This is a genomic window from Steroidobacter denitrificans (genome assembly GCF_001579945.1).
GTDB classification, from domain to species: domain Bacteria; phylum Pseudomonadota; class Gammaproteobacteria; order Steroidobacterales; family Steroidobacteraceae; genus Steroidobacter; species Steroidobacter denitrificans.
Genome location: NZ_CP011971.1, coordinates 1,161,513 through 1,184,138, shown reverse-complemented (window position 1 = coordinate 1,184,138; position 22,626 = coordinate 1,161,513). Strand labels below are relative to the sequence as shown.

Genomic DNA, 22,626 nt, shown 5'->3' with positions numbered 1-22,626 from the left:
CCAGGCGTGCGGGACGGCACCCGTGAAGTATCGTCCCGCACGATCCCCTTACTTGATTTCCGCGACGGCGCCCGCTTCTTCCAGTTTCTTCTTGATGGCCTCGGCATCGGCCTTCGGCACGCCTTCCTTGACGGACGACGGCACGCCTTCGACCAGATCCTTCGCTTCCTTCAGACCCAGGCCCGTGATCTCGCGGATGACCTTGATGACGCCGACCTTGTTGGCGCCGAAGCTGGTCATGGTGACGTTGAACTCGGTCTGTTCCTCGGCAGCCGGTGCCGCAGCCGCAGCCGCGCCCACCGCCGCCACGGCGACTGGTGCCGCCGCGCTCACGCCCCACTTCTCCTCGAGGGCCTTGATGAGGTCGACCACATCCAGCACCTTGAGGTTGGACAGGGCGTCGATCAGTTCTTCTTTCGTAACAGCCATTACATTGAACTCCCGAAACTGTGCATTACCCAAAAATCGTATTCAGCATGGTCATCAGCTTGGCAGGCCGCCGGCCGCCGTGCGGCGGCCGGGCGTCATGCGGAAGCTTCCAACTTGTCCTTGACGGCGGCGAGCGCGCGAACCAGCCTGGTGTGCGGTTCGGCAACCAGACGTACCAGCTGGCCGGCGGGCGCCTGCAGCGTCCCCAGCAAAGTGGCACGAGCCGCATCCAAGGTAGGCAGGCTGGCAACCTTGTCCAGATCCTTCCCGGGCAACGACACCCCGCCGATCGATACCGCGATCGGTACGAGCTTGTCGTTGCTCTTGGAAAAGTCCCTGACAAGGCGGGCGGCCGAGCCGGGATCTTCCCTGGAGAACGCGAGAACCAGCGGACCTTTCAGGCTGTCGCCGACGCACTCGAATGGAGTGCCGGCGATCGCCCTGCGGGCCAGCGAATTCTTCACGACTCGCAGGTAGACCCCCGAAGAGCGCGCCTTGGCACGCAGATCCGTCATCTGCGTCACCGTCAAGCCGCGGTACTCCGCGGCGATCACGGAATGCGCCGTTGCCGCAACCGCGTTGACCTCGGCGACCAACGCCTTCTTGTCATCGAGTCTGAGCGCCATGATTCCTCCTGGCGTGAAGAGCATTGAACACTCGAACGCACATCCAGCACGTTCGTCCCGGCCGGCGGCGCATCGACGTCGCCGGCCTGTGACGGCGCCCTTCAGCCGAACCCCTTCGCGCCGTCGACGCCGGGGATTCCGATTCGGGTAACACCATCTGCGCAGGCATGCATTAAGGACTTGCGTCCGCCTGCGGTCTTCGATGATGGCGGACTTCGGAATCCGCCGGCCTGTTGCCGGCAGGATTCGTCGATCCGCCCTGCATCAATCAAAAAACATTCGACGAGTACGCTCGTCGATGCGGTCTTGCCACGCGGTTCTACAGGGACAGGCTCGCCTGCTCCACCGGAACGCCGGGCCCCATGGTCGAGGACAGGCTGATTCTCCTCAGGTAGACACCCTTCGCGCTTGCCGGCTTGGCCTTTTGCAGATCCTGCAGCAATGCACGCAGATTCTCCTTGAGCAGGTTCGCCTCGAAATCGGCCTTGCCGATCGTGCAATGGATGACCCCGCCCTTATCCGAGCGATAGCGCACCTGACCGGCTTTGGCGTTCTTGACCGCATCGGCGACGTTCGGCGTCACGGTCCCCACCTTGGGATTGGGCATCAGCCCGCGGGGACCCAGTATCTGGCCGAGTTGGCCGACGACACGCATGGCATCCGGGCTCGCGATCACGACATCGAAATTCATTTCACCGGCCTTCACCGTCTCGGCCAGATCCTCCAGTCCGACGATGTCGGCACCGGCTTCGCGCGCCGCATCCTGATTCTTGCCGGAGGTGAAAACCGCCACACGAACAGCCTTGCCGATACCGTTGGGCATGACGGTGGAACCGCGCACCTGCTGATCGGACTTGGTGGCATCGATGCCGAGATTGACGGACACGTCCACGGATTCGCGGAACTTCGCCTTGGCGAATTCCTTGACGATGCCGATCGCTTCGTCGATCGGATATTGCCTGCCTGGCTGGATTTTCTCGCTCCAGGCCTTCATACGCTTTGCTGTGAACGCCATGTCACACGCCCTCCACGTCGACACCCATGCTGCGCGCGCTGCCGGCGATGGTACGCACCGCCGCATCCAGGCCCGCAGCCGTCAGATCGGGCTGCTTGAGCTTGGCGATCTCCTGCAACTGCTGGAGGTTGATGCGCCCCACCTTGCTGGTATTGGGCGCACTGCTGCCTTTGGGAATGCCGATGGCCTTGCGGATCAACACCGCCGCCGGCGGCGTCTTCAGGATGAACGTGAAGCTGCGGTCGCTGTAGACCGTAATCACCACCGGTGTCGGCAGCCCCTTCTCCAGGCTCTGGGTCTGCGCGTTGAACGCCTTGCAGAATTCCATGATGTTGACGCCCTGCTGACCCAGCGCCGGACCGACGGGCGGACTCGGATTCGCCTGGCCTGCAGGGATCTGCAGCTTGATGTAGCCGGAAACTTTCTTGGCCATATGAATGATTCTCCGGGTGCAAACGCCGCCTCACGGCGGCTCCCCATCAGTTCGAGAAGCGAAAAAGCGCTGCCGGCCGATCGGGGCCGCCGGCAAACGATCGTATCGACGATCGTGCCGGCCGGTCCCGGCGCAGGCCGGTACCCGTCAAGCCTTCTCTACTTGACCGAAATCCAACTCCACGGGCGTGGATCGCCCCAGGATCTGCACCGCCACCTGCAGGCGGTTTTTTTCATAATTCACCGACTCGACGACCCCGTTGAAGTCGTTGAACGGACCATCCGTCACCCGTACGACCTCACCGGGCTCGAACAGCACCTTGGGCTTGGGCTTGTCGACACCTTCCTCGACACGGCGCAGGATGCTCATGGCCTCCTTGTCCGTGATCGGTGCCGGCTTCTCCGGGGTGCCGCCGATGAAACCCAGAACCTTCGGCACTTCCTTCACCAAGTGCCAGCTATCCTCGTCCATCTCCATCTGCACCAGCACATAGCCGGGGAAAAACTTGCGATCGCTCTTGCGTTTCTGACCATCGCGCATCTCGACGACTTCTTCCGTCGGAACCAGGATTTCACCGAACTTGTCCTGTAATCCCTGCAGCTTGATGCGGTCCTTCAGCGCCTCGGCAACCCGGTGCTCGAAGTTCGAATAGGCATGCACCACGTACCATCGCAAAGCCATCGTCAACCTCCGCGCCCGAGCAGCCAGCGAGTCAGGAACCCGAGCAGCGAATCCAGCCCCCAGAAGAACAGACCCAGCGTCGCGATCATCACCAGCACGACGAGCGTGACCTGCGCCGTCTCCTGGCGATTGGGCCAGACGATCTTGCGCAGCTCGACACGCGAGCTTTGTACAAAAATCGAAAATTCCTTACCCTGATGGGACTGCAATCCCGTCAGGGTACCGGCCGCCAGAGCGGCGAGCACAAGAATCCAGCGCAGCCAGATCGGCTGCGCGGAGAGCAGATAAAACGCCGCGATGCCGGCCGCCGCGATCGCCGCGCCGGCGGCAAGCTTCACGGTGTCCAGCGCCGTGGCGCCATGTTGTGCCTGTTCGGTCATGTATCACTTATGCGCGCGGCCGGAAGTCCATCCGATCAGCAAATACCGCCCGTGAATCCATGGCAGGCCAGGAGGGAATCGAACCCCCAACCTGCGGTTTTGGAGACCGCCGCTCTGCCAATTGAGCTACTGGCCTAGGATATCGTTACAAGAAGCCGTGCATTATTACACAATAAAGTTCCGGAAGGCCACTACGGCCTATCCGGGGTCCATCCGCTGAGCGGCTCCGAGCCGAGGCCCATCCGGCCCTGCTGGACCGGAGAAACTCGGATTCCTCGCGCCGGGCGGCTACCCAGCGAGCGCCTGATTCCCAGCGCCCATCACCGCCCATACGCCAGATACCCGCCTACTTCAGGATCTTCGCCACGACCCCCGCCCCCACCGTGCGACCGCCCTCGCGAATCGCAAAGCGAAGCCCTTCCTCCATCGCAATCGGATTGATCAGCTCAACCACCATCTTGATGTTGTCACCAGGCATCACCATCTCCACCCCAGCCGGCAGCTCCACCGCCCCCGTCACATCCGTGGTGCGAAAGTAAAACTGCGGACGATACCCCTTGAAGAACGGCGTGTGACGACCACCCTCCTCCTTGGTCAAAACGTAAACCTCCGCCTCGAAATTCGTGTGCGGCTTGATGCTCCCAGGCTTGCACAGCACCTGACCACGCTCAACGTCCTCGCGCTTCGTGCCGCGCAGCAACACACCCACGTTGTCGCCCGCCTGACCCTGCTCCAGCAACTTGCGGAACATCTCCACGCCCGTGCACGTCGTCTTGGTCGTCTCCTTGATCCCGACGATCTCAACCTCGTCGTTCACCTTCACGATGCCACGCTCGATTCGACCCGTCACCACCGTGCCGCGCCCGGAAATCGAGAACACATCCTCCACCGGCATCAAAAACGCACCGTCAATCGCCCGCTCCGGCACCGGTATGTACTTGTCCATCTCCGCCACCAAACGCAGCACCGAGGGTACCCCGATCTCGCTCTGATCGCCCTCCAGCGCCTTGAGCGCCGAACCCGTCACGATCGGCGTGTCATCGCCCGGAAAATCATACTTCGACAACAGCTCGCGAACCTCCATCTCCACCAGCTCCAGCAACTCCGCATCATCCACCATGTCCGCCTTGTTCAGGTAAACCAGAATGTACGGAACGCCAACCTGACGGGCCAGCAGAATATGCTCGCGAGTCTGCGGCATCGGTCCGTCCGCCGCCGAACACACCAATATCGCCCCGTCCATCTGCGCCGCGCCCGTGATCATGTTCTTCACGTAATCCGCATGCCCAGGACAGTCCACATGCGCATAGTGACGCTCATCAGAGCTGTACTCCACATGCGAGGTCGCGATCGTGATCCCTCGCGCCTTCTCCTCAGGCGCCTTGTCTATCTGATCGTACGCCTTGAACTCCCCGCCGTGCTTCTCCGCCATCACCTTCGTCAACGCCGCCGTCAGCGTCGTCTTGCCATGGTCTACATGACCTATCGTGCCTACGTTGATATGCGGCTTCGTACGTTCAAACTTCTCTTTGGCCACAACGGCGGTCCTCTATCAGAAAGCTTGTTATGGAGCCCACGACCGGAATCGAACCGGTGACCTCGTCCTTACCAAGGACGTGCTCTACCGACTGAGCTACGTGGGCACTCCTGCAAAATACCGGCACTCGATGATCGCTAAATCTTTCGGATCTCAAACTCTCGACATCGCTCGCTCACGGTCGCGGCAACTACGGCGGCAATGGAGCGGGTGATGGGAATCGAACCCACACCATCAGCTTGGAAGGCTGAGGTTCTACCATTGAACTACACCCGCAGAGGTGGTGGAGGGGGTAGGATTCGAACCTACGAAGGCATGAGCCAGCAGATTTACAGTCTGCCCCCGTTGGCCGCTTGGGTACCCCTCCGCAGACACGCAAGAGCCGGTTATTCTCTTTGGCGGACTTTCGGCTGTCAACCGTAAAATTGACTTCCAATCCCTGTCCCCGGGCTCCGAGCCTCCAGCGCGAATCCCGGATCCGGTGCCTGGCACCGGATCCGGGATTCCGGAGACTCGACATCACCGCTGCGGTGCGGCAATGTTCGATTCAAGTCCACCGGCATGGTGCCGATAAAACCTGCGAGAGGCGCTATTCTGCATGGCGCCCGCCGACGTTTCTATAAGAATCGCATGTTGCCCCAACAGGACCTACAAAATCGCCTCAAGGCGCAAGTGGATTTCCCGAGCCCCTCGAAGGTCGCCATGGAAATCATTGCGCTGGCGCGCGATCCAGAGATCGAAATGGCCAAGGTGGCCCAGGCAGTCAGCCGCGATCCGGCCATGACGGCCAAGATCCTGCGGATCGCGAATTCCGCATTCTACGCCCAGCGCCGTCCCAGCCAGAATCTGCGCCAGGCACTGGTCATCATCGGGTTGAACGCCGCCCTCACCCTGGCGCTCAGTTTTTCCCTGGTCTCCTCGATGCGCGCGCTGCATCCGCGGGGCATCGACTATCCTCGCTTCTGGCGCCGGGCGCTGCTGGCGGCAACCGCCGCCCGGGCATTCAGCGAATCCGCCAAAACCGGCAGTCCCGAGGATATTTTTCTGGCCGCGCTGCTGCAGGACATCGCCGTGCTGGCGCTGGACCGGGTGGAACGGGATTTCTATGCCAAACTGCCTCAACCCTCCGGTCACGCCGAATGGATCGCCTATGAGACCGAACGTATCGGCAAGGACCACGCCGGCTATTCCGCCCTGTTGTTGCGCGCCTGGAATCTGCCCGAGCGGCTGTGCAAGGCGGTCGAGGCCAGCCACGCTCCCAAGACACTGAGCGCCAACACCGAGGAAGGCCGCTGCGCCCGTTGCATCGCCCTGGGGAGCGATCTGGCCGAGGCGGTCCTGCAGGAGGATCACAGCCGCATGGTCCCCGCACTGGCACGGCGTGCGCATCATCTGCTGGGCATGAGCCATGAGCAGTTCAACGAGGTCGTGACGCGTATCCTGAGCCTGATCCCGGAAACGGAATCGCTGTATGAAACCAGCATTCTGCAGCAGGATGATGCCGACAACCTGCTGGCGGAGGCGCGCGAACTGCTCGCGGTGCGCAATCTGCATGCGTTGCAGGAGGTGAGTGCGCTGCAAGCGACCACCAGCGTGCTGTTGACGCGTACCGAAGAAGCTGAGGACTCCAGCCGCCGCGACCCCTTGACCGGCGTCCTGAACCGCCCCTGGCTGGACCGTATGCTGGATCGCGAATTCACCCAGGCCGTGGTATTCGGACGCGATCTGAGCATCGCGCACATCGATTTGGACCGTTTCAAGAGCGTCAACGAACGCTACGGCACCCAGACCGGCGACAAGGTGCTGCGCAGTTGCGCCCAGGCGCTGCTATCCTGCGTGCGCGGCTCCGACCTGGTCGCACGCTACAGCGGTGAGGAATTCATGGTCGTGTTGCCGGGCGCGGACCGGGAGATCGCCCGCCAGGTCGCCCAGCGCATGCTCGCCGCGCTGGCAGGCTCGGCGCATGATCCGGACAACCGGGAACTGCAGATCACCGCCTCCATCGGCGTTGCGACCTACAGCCTGCGGCAGCGATTTCCCAGCGCGCTTGCCCTGCTGGAAGCCGCCGATCACGCGCTGTACGCAGCCAAGCTTTGCGGTCGAAACCGCGTCGAGTGTTTCGAGGAGCTGTCGAGCACGCAGCACAGTCCGGCCGCCGCCCGCGGCTGAACGCCGCCGCACTCCAGCCGGCACCTCGCCCCCCCCAAAAAAAAACACCGGCCAGAATGCCGGCCAGGGAAGCCGGTCATGCACCCGGTCATTCAACCCTGCTCACTACGAGCGCTGATTCAGCCGCGCTCATTCAATGCCGCTATACCCATGCATCCGGTGACCGCATCGGTCTCACCCGTCGAACCGATCCCGCCGGCCGGCGCCAGATCCACCAGTTCGACCTGCCGCGCAGCGAACGGCTCGGCCAGGAACCGGCTGCCGATTCGTGCGAAACGCTCCGCACCATCGGTCGCCAGCAATCGCAGCTCATTGTCGCCGCCGGGCGCCAGCAGCCCGCGCTCGCTCAGCCGTGCGCGCACCACGGCGGCAGTCGTTTGCGCCGAATCGACGATACAGACCGAGGGACCGACCACCTCCCGCAGTGTCTCGACGAGTACCGGGAAATGGGTACATCCCAGCAGCAACGTATCGATCAGCGGATCCCGGGCGAGCACCGCATCCAGATAACGCCGGGCGATCGCCGTCGCGATCTCTCCCCGGGTCCATCCCTCCTCCGCCAGCGCCACGAACAGCGAGCAGGCCTGGGCGGTGACGCGGACCTGCGGCGCCAGCCGCGCGATCGCCGCCTGGTAGGCGCCGCCGCTGACGGTGGCCTCCGTCGCCAGTACCGCGATACGCCCGCTGCGGGTGGCAGCACAACCGGCCGCCGCGCCGGGTTCGAGGACACCGACGACGATCACCGGGGCAAAGCGCCGGCGCAATTCATCCACCGCGAAGGAAGAAGCGGTGTTGCAGGCGACGACCAGACATTTGATGCCGCTGCGAATCAGGAACTGCGCCGCCTGGATCGAATAGCGCAGCACCGACGCCGGACTCTTGGTGCCATACGGCAGGCGCGCCGTATCACCCAGATAAAGAAATGATTCCTGCGGCAACTCGCGGCGCAATGCGCGCAGTACGGTCAAACCGCCGACGCCGGAATCGAAGACTCCCAGCGGAAGGCGGGCATGGATGCGAGGCGTATCGGGCGATGGTTGCAGTGGCGCGTTTGGCATGGCGTATCCTATGCCGAGGAGAACCTTGCCGGCAAAGTCGCGCCCCGCAGCACAGCCGGCAAAGTCGCGTGCCGCAGCACGAAAACATGCCGGTTGCAACATAACGCCCGTATTACAGGCTTCGCAGCGGCATTCGTACGCGGCATAATGCACTCATGACGCAATACCCGAATGCCCCTGTCATGGTGATCGAAGGCCCTTGCCTCGGCATTCAGAGCAGCGGTATCGGCGCCCCGGGGAACTGAGCGTGGAACGACGTCTTCATACGCGCCATCGTGCGCGCACCGCCGTCTTCGTGACCGTGCCGGGCCGCCCCGGCAAGTTATGCCGCGCACGCAATCTGAGTGCGAGCGGCGTATTCATCGAGACCCTGAATCTGGGCCTCAAGAAAGGCGCGACCGTGCACCTTGCGTTCGCCATCAACCTCGGCGTCGTCACCAAGATCCATCGGCGCACCGCCATTGTCGCGCACGTATCCAAGGGCGGCACCGGCCTGATGATGGAAAGCCTCACGGGCACACGCTGATCGGCACCGTGATCGATGCCATGATCGGTGCCGGCAGCCGCGCGACCGCGCCGGCAGGCCGCATCGCGGCATGGTAAAATCCGCCCGATGATTCCAGAACCGATCGGTACGGGATCTGCCGGGGGCGGATGAATTTGCTAGAGTCGCGGCCGCCGATCACCCCCCCGCCGCCGATGATCTCCCAGATGGTTTTCCAGTTGATTGCCCCGCCGATCTTTCAGTCGATCTTCCAGTGATCCAGCAAGCCAGCGGCTCAGCACGGATGTCGAGTCCGGATCTTTTTGCCGCCCTGAAAAGCCGCTTCGGTTTCGAGTCGTTCCGCCCGGGCCAGGAAGCCATCGTTCGCGATGTCCTGCAGGGACGCGATCTGCTGGCGATCATGCCCACCGGCGGCGGCAAGTCGCTCTGCTTCCAGCTTCCTGCCGTTCTGCTGCCCGGCATCTGCCTGGTCGTCTCGCCATTGATCGCCCTGATGCAGGACCAGGTGCGGCTGCTACAGGACGACGGCATCGCCGCCACCTTCGTCAATTCGAGCCTGGAGCCCGGCGAAATCGGCGCACGCATGCGCCGCTCGTTCAACGGCGAGTTCAAACTACTGTACCTGGCTCCCGAACGCCTGCTGCATCCGGACTTTCTATCCGGTGCGCTGCCGCGCCTGCTGCAGGCACCCGGCGTCTCCGCGATCGTCATCGACGAAGCGCACTGCGTATCGGAGTGGGGCCACGACTTCCGCCCCGAGTACCGCCAGCTGGCGATGCTGCGTCAGCGCTGCGCCGACGTACCCATGCTGGCCTTCACCGCCACTGCCACGCCCCGGGTACGCGCAGACATCGTCCGGCAACTGGCGCTGCGCCAACCAGCCGTTCATACGGCAAGCTTCAACCGCCCGAATCTGTTCTATGCAGTGCGGCTCAAGAACAAGCGCACCTATGCGGAGCTGCTCGCGCGTGCGCGCCGGGCACCGCAGGATGCCGGTATCGTGTATTGCCTGTCCCGCCGCCGGGTGGATGAGTTGGCCGCGATGCTCCAGGCGGACGGCATTCGCGCCCTGCCCTACCATGCCGGGCTGGATCCGGACCAGCGCCGCCTGCATCAGGAAGCCTTCATCCGCGATGACGCGCAGCTCATGATCGCGACGATCGCCTTCGGCATGGGCATCAACAAGCCTGATGTGCGCTGGGTCGTGCATTACGATCTGCCGCGCACCCTGGAAAGCTATTACCAGGAATCCGGCCGCGCCGGGCGCGATGGCGATCCCGCCGAATGCATACTGTATTTCGGTGCCGGCGACATACGCACCGCCGAATTCCTGATCCAGCAAAAAGTCGATCCGGCCACGGGCGGTGCGCTGGAAGACGAGCAGCGCATGGCTCGCCAGCAATTGCGCCAGGTACTGGATTACGTGGAATCCACCGAGTGCCGCCGCGCAGTGCAGCTGCGCTACTTCGGCGAAACATTCGCGGGGCCCTGTGCGCAATGCGACAACTGCCGCGAACCGCGCGAGTTGGAGGACCGCACGATCGAGGCGCAACAGTTCCTGTCCTGCATCGCCCGCCTTGTACAGCGCGGCGAGCGTTACGGCGCCTCCTATCTGATCGAGATCCTGCGCGGCGGACGTTCCCAGCGGCTGCTCGACAACGGCCATGCCGACCTCAGCGTCCACGGTATCGGCAGGAAGCTCAGCGCCGAAGCCTGGCGTGGCATCGTGCGCGCCCTGCTGCACCAAGGCCTGGTGAATCAGTCCCAGGACGGGTATTCGGTGTTGTCGCTGAACGATGCGAGCCGGGAAATCCTGCGCGGCCGGCGCCAGGTCCGAATCGCCCGTGCCGCGCACCCGGTACGCGCGTCTGCAACCTCGACGGCAGGCGCGGCGGCGGCCGATGAGGCTTTGTTCGAGAAACTCCGTGCGTTGCGCAAACGTACCGCCGATCTGCACGGCGTGCCGCCCTACGTCATTTTTCACGACGCAACCTTGCGGGAAATGGCTCGACGCCTGCCCACGACACTCGCGCAGCTATCGGCCATCCCGGGCATCGGGCAGGCGAAGCTGACACGCTACGGCGAATCCTTTCTGGCGCAAATCCAGCACCACATCGGCGCGGATCAAGCCACGCCCCGATAGGCTGCGCGGCCAGGCAGCCGCGGAAAACGGCTCGGGAAAAACAGCTCGCAGCAGACCGTTGCGGCGCAGACCGCGGCAGACAGGTCGTGACAGGTTTTTCCGGGTTTCTTCGGCGGAGGCTGCCGGATGCCTCAACCACGGCGCAGATCGCGCAACACCCGGCGTGCATGCTTGTCGGGCCGTCCGGAAGGCGCTGCGTGTGCGGCCATGCGGGACTGCGCCTGGTGGCGTTCACGCGCCGCGATGCTGGCGGGTGTTTCCGCATAGCAGCCCTGCGCCTCGGCAGCCGGACCGCGGCGCACGGGAATGGCGGTCACCACGACCTCGAAGCGTAGCGCCTCGCGGGTGATCTCCAATCGATCGCCTACATAGACCATGCGTGAAGGCTTGACCCGCTCGGCGTCGACATGCACCCGCCCCCCGATCACGGCCTGGGTCGCTTGCGCCCGGCTCTTAAAAAAACGCGCGCACCATAGCCACTTGTCGATGCGCAGGCCTGCGCCACGTTGCTGTTCGCTCATGCCGGCAGCCATTTCACCAGCATGCGGGCCAGCCTGTCGAGCCGCGAACATTCAGCGATGCTCCAGGTAAGGGATGCAGCGGGTAATATGTCCGGCGACAGTTTATCGAGGACCTGGCGTGGCGGACGAGTGCGTCGATCTGCTGATCATCGGCGGCGGTATCAACGGTGTGGGCATCGCTCGCGACGCGGCAGGCCGAGGGCTCAAGGTCGCGCTGGTGGAGCAGGCGGACCTGGCCGCGGCCACCTCCTCGGCCAGCACCAAGCTGATCCACGGCGGTCTGCGCTACCTGGAGTTTTTCGAGTTCCGGCTGGTACGGGAAGCCTTGATCGAACGCGAATGTCTGCTGGCCATCGCCCCGCACCTGATTCGTCCGATGCAATTCATCCTGCCGCATGTGCCGGGCTTGCGGCCACGCTGGCAGATTCGCCTGGGGCTGTTTCTGTACGATCACCTGGGCGGGCGCAAGCGATTGCCGGCCTCGCGCGCCGTGCGCATCGGCGCCGACCGGTATGCGCCCTTGCGTGCCGGGCTGGAACACGGCTTTGCCTATGCCGACTGCCGGGTGGATGACAGCCGCCTGGTCGTACTCAATGCCCTGGATGCCGCCGAACGCGGCGCCGCCATCCATACCCGCACCCGTTTCATGTCCGCCACGGTGCAAACCGGCGATGCCGGCCGACGCTGCTGGCAGGTTCTTTGCGAAACCGCTCACGGCGCACAGCTGCAACTGCGCGCACGTGCCATCGTCAATGCCGCAGGACCCTGGGTGGACCGGGTCGAGCAGTGCCTGCCGATCGCCCGCGACCAAGTCACGGCCCGCCTTGTCAAGGGCAGCCATATCCTCCTGCCTCGCCTGTTCGCCGGCGATCACGCCTTCATGCTGCAGAATCCCGATGGCCGCATCGTGTTCGCCATTCCCTATGAGCACGAGTTCACCCTGGTCGGCACGACCGACGTACCCTTCCAGGGAGACCCGGCGGATGTGCGCATCGGTACCGAGGAAATCGAGTATTTATGCACGACGGTGAACCGTTATTTCCGGCATGCCGCGGCACCCAAGGATGTGCGCTGGAGTTACGCCGGCGTGCGTCCGCTATCGGATGACGAAGCCGCGAATGTCTCCAAGGTCACCCGTGACTATCGCCTGGAACTCACCGAGGCAGACTCGCATCCCCCGGTGCTGCTGGTCTACGGCGGCAAGATCACCACTTATCGGCGGCTGGCCGAAGCGGCGCTGGCGCGGTTGATACCCCGGCTGGACCCGGCGGCTCGGGCTGGGCACGCCCGGCACAACGCCCCTGCAGCGGTATCCGCCGGCCGCCGCGACGGCGGACCGATCGATGCCAGCACATGCCGGAGCGGCGACATCGGACCCGCCTGGACCGCCACCGCCGCCCTGCCCGGCGGGGATTTGCCGGACGGGGATTTCGCTGCCTTCCTGTCGGCATTCCAGCAGCGCTGGCCGTTTCTGCCCACCGGCGTAGCGCACCGGCTGGCGCATGCCTACGGCACCCGCGCGGAAATATTTCTGGGCCGGGCCCGCTCTCCAGCCGAGTTGGGAGAATCCTTCGGCGCCGGGCTGACGCGCGCCGAGGTCGATTATCTGATCGCCCACGAGTGGGCACGCACCACGGACGATGTTTTGTGGCGCAGATCCAAGCTGGGGCTGTATCTATCGCCCCGCCAGGTGGAGCGTCTCGCCGAGGTCATGGCGGCAGCGCATGGACCGGCAGCGGCGAGCCACGCAGCGACAGAGTCATCAGCGAAGCCTTGAAGCCGGCTTCCGTAGACGATGGTTGCGGCACCGCTCGAAGCCTGCACCCTCCGTGCCTCAAATCCGAAGGCACGGAGGGTGCAGGCTTCGAGCGGTGTGCCGCAGGTCCAAACAGCTTGCGCGCCGTGCCTCAAAATCCGAAGGCACGGAGGGCGCTGGCTTCGAGCGGTGTGCCGCAGGTCCAAACAGCTTGCGCGCCGTGCCTCACTCCACACTGCAGGGACAGTAGTAATACAGTTGTCCGGAGTCGCCGAAGCGCACGATACGGCGCAGTTCGGCGTCCAGCGGCGCCAGCCAGCGGCGGGCGTCACCCAGCAACTGCGGTATCGGCACCAGCGCACGCACGATGCGCGCCGCCAGCACCTGAGTACGCAAGGCCAGCGCTTCGCGCCAACCCATGGGGGGCTCGATGTACTCGACGCGATAATCCTTGCCCAGCCCGGCGCGCTCGGCGGCGGCATCCAACGCATCGCGATAGGAACCCAACCGGTCGACCAGTCCGTTGCGCAATGCATCGCTACCGGCCCACACGCGACCCTGGGCGACCCGATCGATCTCCTCGAACGATTTCGCACGAGCCGCCGCCGCCTGTCCGACAAATACGCTGTAGGCATGTTCGACCGAGGCTTGCAGCACATCGCGCGCCGCCGGCTCCAGGCTGCGATCCAGCCGCAGCGCCCCCGCCAGAGGCGTAGTGCCCACGCCGTCGATCGTTATTCCCAGCTTGTCCAGGCTGCGCTCCAGGGTCGGGAATACGGCGAATACGCCGATCGAGCCCGTCAATGTTGTCGGACTGGCCCAGATCTCATCGGCATCCATGGCGATGTAATACCCGCCCGAGGCCGCCGTACTGCTCATCGAGGCGATCACCGGCTTGCCGGCCCGGCGCAGCGCGTCGATCTCGCGCCGGATGACTTCGGAAGCGAACATGCTGCCGCCCGGGCTGTCGATCCTCAGTACCACCGCCTTGATCGCGTCATCGTTCAAGGCGTCGCGCAGCAGGCGGCTCGTCGAATCGGAACCCACGCTGCCCGGCGGCTGGTCGCCGTCGAGAATCTCGCCCGAGGCGACTATGACACCGATCCGATCGCCCTCCGAGTGCAGCCGCCGCACCGGCCGCCGCGCAGCCAGGTAATCCCAATGCATGATGCTGCGATAGCCATGCTCGCGTTCATCCTCGCCGACGAGGGTCTTGAGTTGTTCTTCGACTTCACGGCGGCTCTTCAATTCTGTGACCAGGCCCTGCTCCAGGGCCGCGGCGGCAAGGTCGCCGCCATGTGTCTTGGCAATCTGCGCAAACTCGTTCGCATAGACGGCAATCGCACCGGGCTCCAGGGAACGCGCCTGGGTCACCCCTTGCTGGTATTGCGTCCACAAGACTTTCAGCCAGGCGAGACTTTCCTCCTGCTCCTGGGCCGACATATCGCTGCGGCTGAACTGGTCGGTGAAGGACTTGAACTTCCCGGCGCGGAACACGTTGACGTCGATCGCCAGTTTATCGATGACGCCCTTCAGGAACCTGCGGTAATAGCCGTAGCCTTCGATGAGCACCAGGCCCTGCGGATCCAGATACACCTCGTCGGCCTGCGCAGCGAGGTAATACTGCGACTGATCGTATCCGTCGGCATAGGCGATGATTTTTTTACCGCTGGCACGGAAATCCGCCAGTGCCGCCGCGACCTCCTGCAGCTTGGTGATGCCGCCGCCGGTCATGTTCTCCAGTTCCAGCACCAGCAACTCGATGCGCCGGTCATCCTTCGCCGCGCCAATGGCGTCCGTCAGGTCACGCACCAAGGTCTCCGCCCGCCGCTGTCCATAAAATTCCGCCAGCGCCCGCTCGAAGGGATCACCGGCCAACTGTTCCACCAATGCGCCCTGGGGCGCCAGCACCAGTGCCGCTTTGGAAGGAACGATCGGGATGCCGGGCGCCAACAGTGCGGCCACAGCGACGAACAGCACCAGCAGCACGACCAGATGCATGAACTTGCGCAGACCGTCCAGGGCCCGCCAAACGACACCAAGGAAGCCCGCAATCCTTTTCATGAGTACCTGTTCATGGCTGTCTGATCATGGGTGTCTAATCATGGGGTGAGCGGAGTGAGCGCCGCGGATCCTGGACATCAGTGCAGTGTATAGCGAATCCGGTAGATCGCTCCCGCGGCATCATCGGAAACCAGTATCGAACCGTCCTGGAGCACCAGCAGATCGACGGGCCGGCCGAACACCTTGTTGCCTTCATGGAAGCCGCTGGCGAAAGGTTCATAGCTCAGCGCCTCGCGGCCTTCCAGCCTGACCAGCACGATGCGATAGCCGCTCTTGCGCTTGCGATTCCAGGAACCATGTTCGGCGATCAACAGCTGGCCATGATATTCCGGCGGGAAGGCCGTCGCGGTATAGAATTTCACGCCCAGCGGCGCAACATGCGCATCCAGGGCCAGTACCGGCGGAGTCATCTTGCGGCAGTCACCCAATGAGGCGAACTGCGGATCGGGAATGTCCTTGCCGTGGCAATAGGGAAAGCCGAAATCCAGTCCCGAGCGAGGCGCGACATTCAGTTCGCAAGGCGGAACATCCTCTCCCAGATAATCGCGGCCGTTGTCCGTGAACCAGAATTCCTGCGTTTTCGGATGCCAGGTGAAGCCGACGGTGTTGCGAACGCCTCGGGCAAAGACCTCTAGTCGAGTGCCGTCCGGATTCATGCGCATGATGGTCGCGTAGCGGGGCTCATTGCAGACGTTGCAGGGTGCGCCGATCGGCACATAAAGCTTGCCGTCCGGTCCGAAGGCAAGGTATTTCCAGCCGTGATGCCGGTCTTTGGGGAAGTCGTCACGCACGATCTTGGGCGCCGGCGGCTCGGTCAGCGCGTTTTCGATGCCATCGAAGCGCAGGATACGGCTGATCTCGGCCACGTACAGCGCCCCGTCACGGAACGCGACGCCGTTCGGCATGATCAAGCGCCGGGCGATGACATGCACCGTGGGTGCAGACGGCGAGTCCGCGCCGCTGACCGCATAGACCTTGTCGCCGCGCGTGCCGACGAACAAGGTGCCGCGATCCCCCAGGGCCATGGAGCGTGCGCCCGGGATATTGTCCACAAGCACCTCGATCTCGAAGCCCGGCGGCAGGCGCACATGCTTCAACACCTCGTCGGTGGCCGGGCTCGCCTGCGCGCTCCGTGTCGTCAACGCCGGTGCCAGGGGCAGGACCACTGTCAGGGTCAGCGCCATCAAGACGGCGGCAGCGAACTTTCGCGGCAACGCGGCCATCATGTGCTCACGAGTGCATGCCGAAGGCGTTCCTGCGGCATGCGCGGGTTTGCGGACGCGATCAGATCTTTTCTTCGATGCGGGCTGCCTTGCCCGTACGATCGCGCAGGTAATACAGTTTTGCCCGACGCACATTGCCGCGGCGCTTGACAGTGATCGAGCCGATCGCCGGGCTGTAGGATTGGAACACGCGCTCCACGCCCTCGCCGTGCGAAATCTTGCGAACCGTGAACGAGGAATTCAGGCCGCGGTTGCGGCGTGCGATGACGATGCCCTCATAGGCCTGGACACGCTCGCGCTCGCCTTCCTTGACCTTCACCTGCACGACAACCGTGTCGCCCGGCGAGAAATCGGGAATCTTGCTGTTTTGTGCTTCGCTTTCGAGCTTGGCAATGATATTGCTCATGGTTCCACCCATCCGTTCAGACTTGCGACGATCGCCCGCTCGCGCGCTGCTCCGTCATGAATTCATCCAGCAATTGCCGCTGCTCGGCAGTCAGCATCTGCTTGTCGATCAAATCCCGCCGCCGCAACCAGGTGCGCCCCAGCGCCTGCTTGGTGCGCCAGCGCCGGATCGCGGCATGATTGCCGCTCATCAATATCTCCGGCACCTTACGGCCATCGATCACCTCCGGGCGCGTGTAATGCGGCCAGTCCAACAGGCCGTCCATGAAGGAGTCCTGTTCAGCCGATGCCTCGTCACCCAGCACACCGGGCAGCAAGCGTACGATCGCATCGATCAGCACCAGCGCCGGCAACTCGCCGCCCGACAGCACGTAGTCGCCGATCGAGATACTCTCGTCGATCTCCATCTCCAGGAGACGCTCATCGACCCCTTCGTACCGGCCCGCCAGCAGCAGCAGTCCCGGCCGCCGCGCCAATTCCAGCGCTTTCGCCTGCGACAGCGGCGTTCCATCGGCGCCGAGATACACGCTACGGCTGCCCTGCGGGAGCCTGGCCTTGGCGGCACGAATCGCACTGCGTGCCGGCTCGACCTTCAGCACCATGCCCGGGCCGCCCCCGTAGGACCGATCATCGACCGTGCGGTGCGGATCCATCGCGAACTCGCGCGGCGTCGCGGCATGGACCATCACCCTGCCGCGTTCGATCGCGCGTCCCAGTACGCCGACCCGGACTGCCTCGGCGACGAACTCGGGGAACAGCGTCACCACTTCGATGCGCATGTCAGCCCTCGCGCCCGATTCAGTTCTCATACCCGGTCGAGCCGGCTCCGGAGCTTTCCACCGCGCCCGGCACCGTCCCGCCATCACGACCAGTCGGCAGCCCAGTCGAACACGATGCGCCCCGCATCCAGTTCGACTTTCAGGATCCGATCCTTCGTGAACGGGATCCAATGCTCCCGCGCGCCCTTGATCACGACCACATGACCCGCCGGCGTGGCGCGGAAATGATCCACCCGCCCCAGCCGGGAGCCGTCACTGCCCAGCGCCTCCAGCCCCTCCAGATCGCTCCAGTAATGCTCGCCCGGCGGCGGCGGCGGCAGTTCGCTGCGAGCCACGCCGATGTCCGCCCCGGTATGCAGCCTCGCCGCCTCGGGGGTATCGACCCGGGCCAGCTTGGCAAGCACCCCCTTGCCCGTGATCCGGCCGTCCTCGAGCCGGCACGACTGCCATTGCCCGGCGCGCCCCAGCTGCCACACGCCGTAATTCAGGATATTCTCCAGCGGCTCGGTATAGGAACGAACCTTCACCCAGCCCTGCACGCCGAAAGGCGCGCCGATGCTGCCCAGCACCACGATCCGCTCCGGATCCGGAACGACGATCCGCTCCGAGTCCCGATCCAAGTTCTCATGACCCGGCCCGTCCTTGCCTGAATCATCCTTGCCTGAATCATCCCTGCCCGGCCCGTCCTTGCCGTAAAGGATCTCGCTGGAACAAGCCTTGCCGGCCGGAGTCACTCCAACCTCTGCGCGGACAGCCGGCGCCCGCCGTCGCGCGCCGCGCTCAGGCCGCGATCGCTTCGCGACGATGCTTCCTGACCAGTTCCGCCACACGCTCGGAGGGCTTGGCACCCAGACCCAGCCAATAATCGATGCGGTCCAACTTCAGTTCCAGGCGGCGCTCCTTGCCGGCCGGCAGAGGATTGAAAAAACCCACCTGCTCCAGTGTGGCGCCGCCCTGGCGCTTGCGGCTGTCCGTGACCACGACGTGATAGAACGGAGCCTTCTTCGCGCCGCGACGGGTAAGTCGAATCGTAACCATAGAACTGGAAGCCTCGAAAATGCCGGGTAGCCGGATAGCCCGGGAAGCCATCTCCCGGAAAAGGGCGCGAATATTACTCAAAAACGAGCCGTCCCGCTACAGGCTCGGTCGATGACCCGCGGCAGACTCAACCCATGGGAAAGCGGCCGCCGCCGAAGGCCCGCATCATTTTGCCCAGTCCACCGCCCTTGCCCATCATTTTCATCATTTTTTGCATCTGCATGTGGCTCTTGAGCAACCGGTTGACCTCCGATACCGGCACCCCCGAGCCGGCTGCGATACGGCGCTTGCGCGATGCATCGATGGTTTTCGGATAGCGGCGCTCGCCCGGGGTCATGGAGCGAATGACGGCAACCTGGCGCCGGACTTCCTTGTCGTTCGCCTGCGGCGCCGCGGCGGCCTTGCCGGCAAATTGCGCCGGCAGCTTGTCCATCAGGGCGCTCAGGCCGCCCATTTTCTGTACCTGCAACAATTGCTCGTGCAGATCCTCCAGGTCGAATCCCTTGCCTTTTTTGAGCTTGCGCGCCAGTTTTTCCGCCTGTTCGCGATCCACATTGCGGCTCACGCTCTCCACCAGCGACAGCACGTCGCCCATGCCCAGCATGCGCGAGACGACCCGTTCAGCGTGGAACGGCTCCAGGGCATCGGTCTTTTCGCCCGTACCCATGAACAGAATCGGCTGGCCGGTGATCTGGCGCACCGACAAGGCAGCCCCGCCGCGGGCATCGCCATCGGTCTTGGTCAACACCACGCCCGTCAGGCTCAGCGCCTCGCCGAAGGCGCGCGCCGCGTTGACCGCATCCTGGCCGGCCATGCTGTCCACGACGAACAAGGTCTCGGTGGGCATGACTTCAGCACTGATCGCGCGAATTTCGGCCATCATTTCCGCATCGACGTGCAACCGGCCCGCGGTATCCACGATCAGGACCTCGTACAGCGAGCGGCGTGCTTCCTGCAGCGCCTCGCGCGCCAGGGTCAGTGCCGGCTTGGACGGGTCCGAGGGATAAAAGCCGATCCCCAACTGCGTCGCCAGCCGCTCCAGTTGCAGGATCGCAGCAGGCCGGTAGACATCGGTACTGGCCAGCAGCACCCGCTTGCGCTCGTGGTCCTTGAGCCATTTCGCCAGTTTCGCTGCGGAGGTGGTCTTGCCCGCACCCTGCAGACCCGCCAGCAGAATGACGACCGGCGGCTGCGCCCGAAGATTCAAGGGCCGCACCCCTGCCCCCATCAGGGCAATCAACTCGTCGTTGATGATGCGAATCAGGGTCTGCCCCGGCGTCAGGCTCTTGTCGATCTCCTGGCCGACCACCTTGGTCCGGATCGACTCGACGAATGTCTTCACCACCGGCAGGGCGACATCCGCCTCCAGCAACGCCATGCGCACCTGGCGCAAGGTATCGCTGATATTTTCATCCGTCAGGCGCCCGCGCCCGCGCAGGCTTTCCATCACGCCTTGCAGGCGCTCGCTGAGTTTGTCGAACATGGCGATCTCCAAAGGTTTCCCGTGACCGCGGAAACCAGTCGGGAGGCCCTCTGCCGCGAGGTCTCCGCAAAGCGAATAAAACACCGGTACCGATCCGGCGGCTGGCCAGTCTTGCTCCCTGGCCTTAGCCGCTGACTGCAGACTATCGATACCGCGAACGCCGGCTCCGACCCCCTAGTGTACGATCTGCCGGACGCTCATGCTCCGGTCTCGTCCCGGGCAAGGACCGCCTCGTTCTGGTCCTGACTCGTCCCAACGCAGGCGCCGCCGGGTCCCGGCGCCGGCACTGGCCTCCGTCCCGGACCTGGTCCTGGTTCGCGATATTTCAACCACCGGCTAACCGCTGTAGCATAAATCAGGTAGCCTTTGGTCTTTAGTCCCGCGAGCGAGCACTGATTTGTCCGTGCTGTCCATCGTCGTTCTCGCCTGCTACCTGGCTTGCGCAGCGTGGCTGGTGTCGAGTGCCTTTCATCCCGATGCACCGCGGGCGGGCGGGCGGCGTGTCGCCGGACTGGCACTGGGCGCAACGGCGCTGATTCTACATGCCGTATTGCTGCGCCAGGGGCTGTTCGCCAAACCGGCGATATCGTTCACCACGACCGAAACCGCCTCACTGATCGGCTGGCCCATGGGTCTCATTGCCCTGGTGCTCTCCTGGCTGAGGCCGCGCTTCGCCAGTATCGGCGCGGTACTCATGGCCGTGACCGGCGTCGTCGCGATGGCCACCACCGAAGGTTCGGGCGGTTATGCGCTGACACGCCAAAACTGGGAAATCGCCGCGCATATCGCGCTGTCCACAGTGGCTTACGCACTCATCATGATCGCCGCTGTGCTGGCGGTCACCCTGGCTCTGCTGGACCGGCGCCTGCGCCATCGCCGCCCGCTGGGATGGCTGCGGGCGGTACCCTCCCTGGAGGCGCTCGAGGGCGGCACGTTTCAGGCGCTCGGAGCAGGCTTTGCGGTGCTTACTCTGGCGTTGTTCAGCGGCTTCATTTTCGTCAGCGACTTGTTTGCGCAGCATCTGTTCCATAAAACAGTGCTGTCCTGCGTGGCGTGGATCATCTTTGCCGTAGTGCTGTTCGGACGCTGGCGTTTCGGCTGGCGCGGACGTGTCGCGACGAGTTGGACCTTGGGGGGATTCGCGCTGCTGGGATTGGCCTATTTCGGCTCTAAAATCGTACTGGAATCCATCCTGGGCCGCCATTGGACCTAGGCCGCCGGATCGAGCGCATGGGATCACGTGGATTGAGTGCGGGTTATTGAACACGTTCATTTCAGTTGAGTTTCCGCTCGCCGCGGCACTCATGGTCATCGTCACGGGGGCCGCTGCGTATGCCGGCTACTCGCTGGGAACGCGGCAGGCGCGCACGGCCGGACCACAGCGGCGCTTTCACGATCCTGCGTTGGCGCAGAAGCACCGTGAAGGGCTGGCCGGCCGCCTGCAGGATCTGGAGAGCATCAGCGTCAACGACATCATGATTCCCCGCAGCGAAATCGCGTGGATCGACATCAGCGACGACTGGGATACGATACTCGATCAATTGCGTACGACGCCGCATACGCGTCTACCGGTATGCAACGGCGACATCGACCAGGTGCTCGGCATACTGCACATGAAAAAAGTCGCACATGCCCTGGTGCGTGGAGATTTCGGCCGCGAAGCCCTCGCGACCCTGGCGCGCGAGCGAGAAGCCTATTTCGTTCCCGAGGCCACCGCCCTGAACGTACAATTGCTGAATTTTCAACGCGATCGGCGACGCATCGCCCTGGTCGTGGACGAATACGGCGACATCCAGGGCCTGGTCACTCTGGAAGACATCTTCGAGGAGATCGTCGGGGAATTCACCAGCGCACCGACGACTCTGCACCAGGACGTCCACCGCGACAGCGATGGCAGTTATGTGGTCAACGCAGCCGTGCATACGCGCGTCCTCAATCGCACGCTGGGCTGGAGTCTGCCGACGAACGGTCCGCGCACCTTGAACGGACTGATCCTGGAATATCTGGAAACGATTCCCGAACCCGGCACAAGCCTGATACTGGGAGATCTGTCCGTAGAGATCCTGCAGACCTCCGACAACAGCGTCAAGATCGCACGCATCCGCCCGTGCGGACAAACCGGCGAGACGCGGAAAATAGAAGACGCCATGGCATAGGTTCGGGTATAGGCTCGAACGCAATTTCGGGTATAGGCTCGCTGCAGACGCGAAATCCTTGGATACCGCACAGCGTCATATACGGACAATCCCGCTCATGAATCCTCTACAGCAATGCATTTTTTTGATGCAATGCTGTAGAGGATTCATGAGCGGGATACGCCGGCGTCTATACCTCTGGAACCTAGCCTCTGATACCTATGTCCCTGGCGTCTGTGTCCGCTG

At 63.7% G+C, this 22,626-nt stretch carries 22 protein-coding genes and 4 tRNA genes; 6 read left to right on the top strand and 20 right to left on the bottom strand.

What is annotated here, in order from left to right; translation table 11 throughout:
- Positions 1 to 48: 48 nt before the first annotated feature.
- The 11 genes from rplL to ACG33_RS05155 form a co-directional block, all read right to left on the bottom strand.
- Entirely contained in the window at positions 49 to 429 is a 381-nt protein-coding gene (gene rplL, locus ACG33_RS05205; RefSeq protein ID WP_066919292.1) for a 50S ribosomal protein L7/L12, read from the bottom strand.
- Positions 430 to 524: 95 nt separating this feature from the next.
- On the bottom strand, positions 525 to 1,055 hold the full coding sequence (gene rplJ / locus ACG33_RS05200) for a 50S ribosomal protein L10 (protein ID WP_066919290.1): 531 nt from the start codon (positions 1,053 to 1,055) through the stop codon (positions 525 to 527).
- Between the two features lie 319 nt (positions 1,056 to 1,374).
- Positions 1,375 to 2,070, bottom strand: a complete 696-nt coding sequence (gene rplA, locus ACG33_RS05195) for a 50S ribosomal protein L1 (protein WP_066919288.1) — start codon at positions 2,068 to 2,070, stop codon at positions 1,375 to 1,377.
- A gap of 1 nt (position 2,071) precedes the next feature.
- The gene (gene rplK, locus ACG33_RS05190) at positions 2,072 to 2,503 is read right to left on the bottom strand and encodes a 50S ribosomal protein L11 (protein ID WP_066919286.1); all 432 of its coding nucleotides are present in this window, start codon (positions 2,501 to 2,503) and stop codon (positions 2,072 to 2,074) included.
- A gap of 147 nt (positions 2,504 to 2,650) precedes the next feature.
- Positions 2,651 to 3,184 (bottom strand): transcription termination/antitermination protein NusG, encoded by a 534-nt coding sequence (gene nusG / locus ACG33_RS05185; protein ID WP_066919284.1) that lies wholly within the window; start codon positions 3,182 to 3,184, stop codon positions 2,651 to 2,653.
- Positions 3,185 to 3,186: 2 nt separating this feature from the next.
- Positions 3,187 to 3,564, bottom strand: a complete 378-nt coding sequence (secE, locus tag ACG33_RS05180) for a preprotein translocase subunit SecE (RefSeq protein ID WP_066919281.1) — start codon at positions 3,562 to 3,564, stop codon at positions 3,187 to 3,189.
- Positions 3,565 to 3,624: 60 nt separating this feature from the next.
- Positions 3,625 to 3,700: transfer RNA gene (locus ACG33_RS05175), tRNA-Trp, on the bottom strand.
- A gap of 210 nt (positions 3,701 to 3,910) precedes the next feature.
- Positions 3,911 to 5,101, bottom strand: a complete 1,191-nt coding sequence (gene tuf / locus ACG33_RS05170) for an elongation factor Tu (RefSeq protein ID WP_066919279.1) — start codon at positions 5,099 to 5,101, stop codon at positions 3,911 to 3,913.
- 30 nt (positions 5,102 to 5,131) lie between these two features.
- Positions 5,132 to 5,207: transfer RNA gene (locus tag ACG33_RS05165), tRNA-Thr, on the bottom strand.
- A 96-nt stretch (positions 5,208 to 5,303) separates the two neighbouring features.
- Positions 5,304 to 5,377 (bottom strand) — tRNA-Gly (locus ACG33_RS05160).
- Positions 5,378 to 5,382: 5 nt separating this feature from the next.
- Positions 5,383 to 5,468 (bottom strand) — tRNA-Tyr (locus ACG33_RS05155).
- Positions 5,469 to 5,731: 263 nt separating this feature from the next.
- Here ACG33_RS05155 and ACG33_RS05150 point away from each other — a divergent pair.
- On the top strand, positions 5,732 to 7,270 hold the full coding sequence (locus tag ACG33_RS05150; protein ID WP_066919277.1) for a sensor domain-containing diguanylate cyclase: 1,539 nt from the start codon (positions 5,732 to 5,734) through the stop codon (positions 7,268 to 7,270).
- Positions 7,271 to 7,389: 119 nt separating this feature from the next.
- Here ACG33_RS05150 and murI read toward each other — a convergent pair whose 3' ends face one another.
- On the bottom strand, positions 7,390 to 8,328 hold the full coding sequence (gene murI, locus ACG33_RS05145) for a glutamate racemase (RefSeq protein ID WP_083537171.1): 939 nt from the start codon (positions 8,326 to 8,328) through the stop codon (positions 7,390 to 7,392).
- A gap of 247 nt (positions 8,329 to 8,575) precedes the next feature.
- Between murI and ACG33_RS05140 the strand changes: the two genes are divergently transcribed.
- Together ACG33_RS05140 and recQ are read left to right on the top strand one after the other, a co-directional pair.
- The gene (locus tag ACG33_RS05140; protein WP_066919274.1) at positions 8,576 to 8,854 is read left to right on the top strand and encodes a PilZ domain-containing protein; all 279 of its coding nucleotides are present in this window, start codon (positions 8,576 to 8,578) and stop codon (positions 8,852 to 8,854) included.
- A gap of 262 nt (positions 8,855 to 9,116) precedes the next feature.
- Positions 9,117 to 10,976, top strand: coding sequence for a DNA helicase RecQ (recQ, locus tag ACG33_RS05135; protein WP_066919272.1), 1,860 nt, complete (start codon positions 9,117 to 9,119; stop codon positions 10,974 to 10,976).
- A 131-nt stretch (positions 10,977 to 11,107) separates the two neighbouring features.
- On the opposite strand, the gene ACG33_RS05130 is transcribed toward recQ, so the two are convergent.
- Entirely contained in the window at positions 11,108 to 11,509 is a 402-nt protein-coding gene (locus ACG33_RS05130) for an RNA-binding S4 domain-containing protein (protein WP_066922836.1), read from the bottom strand.
- 106 nt (positions 11,510 to 11,615) lie between these two features.
- On the opposite strand from ACG33_RS05130, the gene glpD reads away from it, so the two are divergent.
- A complete protein-coding gene (gene glpD / locus ACG33_RS05125) occupies positions 11,616 to 13,274 on the top strand; it encodes a glycerol-3-phosphate dehydrogenase (protein ID WP_066919269.1) in 1,659 nt (552 codons plus the stop codon).
- 204 nt (positions 13,275 to 13,478) lie between these two features.
- Here glpD and sppA read toward each other — a convergent pair whose 3' ends face one another.
- The 7 genes from sppA to ffh form a co-directional block, all read right to left on the bottom strand.
- Entirely contained in the window at positions 13,479 to 15,317 is a 1,839-nt protein-coding gene (gene sppA, locus ACG33_RS05120) for a signal peptide peptidase SppA (protein WP_066919267.1), read from the bottom strand.
- 77 nt (positions 15,318 to 15,394) lie between these two features.
- Positions 15,395 to 16,543 carry a PQQ-dependent sugar dehydrogenase gene (locus ACG33_RS05115; protein ID WP_083536472.1) on the bottom strand — a complete coding sequence of 383 codons (1,149 nt, stop codon included), beginning with the start codon at positions 16,541 to 16,543 and terminating at the stop codon, positions 15,395 to 15,397.
- A 58-nt stretch (positions 16,544 to 16,601) separates the two neighbouring features.
- Positions 16,602 to 16,946, bottom strand: coding sequence for a 50S ribosomal protein L19 (rplS, locus tag ACG33_RS05110; RefSeq protein WP_066922832.1), 345 nt, complete (start codon positions 16,944 to 16,946; stop codon positions 16,602 to 16,604).
- Between the two features lie 16 nt (positions 16,947 to 16,962).
- A complete protein-coding gene (trmD, locus tag ACG33_RS05105) occupies positions 16,963 to 17,724 on the bottom strand; it encodes a tRNA (guanosine(37)-N1)-methyltransferase TrmD (RefSeq protein ID WP_066919265.1) in 762 nt (253 codons plus the stop codon).
- A gap of 83 nt (positions 17,725 to 17,807) precedes the next feature.
- Complete coding sequence (gene rimM / locus ACG33_RS05100; protein WP_066919263.1) at positions 17,808 to 18,458, bottom strand: ribosome maturation factor RimM; 651 nt, start codon at positions 18,456 to 18,458, stop codon at positions 17,808 to 17,810.
- Between the two features lie 46 nt (positions 18,459 to 18,504).
- Positions 18,505 to 18,762: a 30S ribosomal protein S16 gene (rpsP, locus tag ACG33_RS05095; RefSeq protein WP_066919261.1), complete on the bottom strand. Its 258-nt coding sequence runs from the start codon at positions 18,760 to 18,762 to the stop codon at positions 18,505 to 18,507.
- 127 nt (positions 18,763 to 18,889) lie between these two features.
- On the bottom strand, positions 18,890 to 20,245 hold the full coding sequence (ffh, locus tag ACG33_RS05090; RefSeq protein ID WP_066919259.1) for a signal recognition particle protein: 1,356 nt from the start codon (positions 20,243 to 20,245) through the stop codon (positions 18,890 to 18,892).
- A gap of 403 nt (positions 20,246 to 20,648) precedes the next feature.
- Here ffh and ACG33_RS05085 point away from each other — a divergent pair, with 403 nt between their 5' ends.
- Together ACG33_RS05085 and ACG33_RS05080 are read left to right on the top strand one after the other, a co-directional pair.
- Complete coding sequence (locus ACG33_RS05085) at positions 20,649 to 21,458, top strand: cytochrome C assembly family protein (protein WP_066919257.1); 810 nt, start codon at positions 20,649 to 20,651, stop codon at positions 21,456 to 21,458.
- 46 nt (positions 21,459 to 21,504) lie between these two features.
- Positions 21,505 to 22,401 carry a transporter associated domain-containing protein gene (locus tag ACG33_RS05080; protein WP_066919255.1) on the top strand — a complete coding sequence of 299 codons (897 nt, stop codon included), beginning with the start codon at positions 21,505 to 21,507 and terminating at the stop codon, positions 22,399 to 22,401.
- The last annotated feature ends 225 nt before the right edge of the window (positions 22,402 to 22,626 follow it).

Coding starts and splice junctions, on each gene's coding strand:
- recQ (WP_066919272.1), top strand. CDS start 9,117: ATGTCGAGTCCGGATCTTTTTGCCGCCCTGAAAAGCCGCTTCGGTTTC.
- rplK (WP_066919286.1), bottom strand. CDS start 2,503: ATGGCCAAGAAAGTTTCCGGCTACATCAAGCTGCAGATCCCTGCAGGC.
- nusG (WP_066919284.1), bottom strand. CDS start 3,184: ATGGCTTTGCGATGGTACGTGGTGCATGCCTATTCGAACTTCGAGCAC.
- rplA (WP_066919288.1), bottom strand. CDS start 2,070: ATGGCGTTCACAGCAAAGCGTATGAAGGCCTGGAGCGAGAAAATCCAG.
- ACG33_RS05150 (WP_066919277.1), top strand. CDS start 5,732: ATGTTGCCCCAACAGGACCTACAAAATCGCCTCAAGGCGCAAGTGGAT.
- rplL (WP_066919292.1), bottom strand. CDS start 429: ATGGCTGTTACGAAAGAAGAACTGATCGACGCCCTGTCCAACCTCAAG.
- ACG33_RS05130 (WP_066922836.1), bottom strand. CDS start 11,509: ATGGCTGCCGGCATGAGCGAACAGCAACGTGGCGCAGGCCTGCGCATC.
- trmD (WP_066919265.1), bottom strand. CDS start 17,724: ATGCGCATCGAAGTGGTGACGCTGTTCCCCGAGTTCGTCGCCGAGGCA.
- rplS (WP_066922832.1), bottom strand. CDS start 16,946: ATGAGCAATATCATTGCCAAGCTCGAAAGCGAAGCACAAAACAGCAAG.
- ffh (WP_066919259.1), bottom strand. CDS start 20,245: ATGTTCGACAAACTCAGCGAGCGCCTGCAAGGCGTGATGGAAAGCCTG.
- secE (WP_066919281.1), bottom strand. CDS start 3,564: ATGACCGAACAGGCACAACATGGCGCCACGGCGCTGGACACCGTGAAG.
- murI (WP_083537171.1), bottom strand. CDS start 8,328: ATGCCAAACGCGCCACTGCAACCATCGCCCGATACGCCTCGCATCCAT.
- ACG33_RS05115 (WP_083536472.1), bottom strand. CDS start 16,543: ATGATGGCCGCGTTGCCGCGAAAGTTCGCTGCCGCCGTCTTGATGGCG.
- rplJ (WP_066919290.1), bottom strand. CDS start 1,055: ATGGCGCTCAGACTCGATGACAAGAAGGCGTTGGTCGCCGAGGTCAAC.
- rpsP (WP_066919261.1), bottom strand. CDS start 18,762: ATGGTTACGATTCGACTTACCCGTCGCGGCGCGAAGAAGGCTCCGTTC.
- sppA (WP_066919267.1), bottom strand. CDS start 15,317: ATGAAAAGGATTGCGGGCTTCCTTGGTGTCGTTTGGCGGGCCCTGGAC.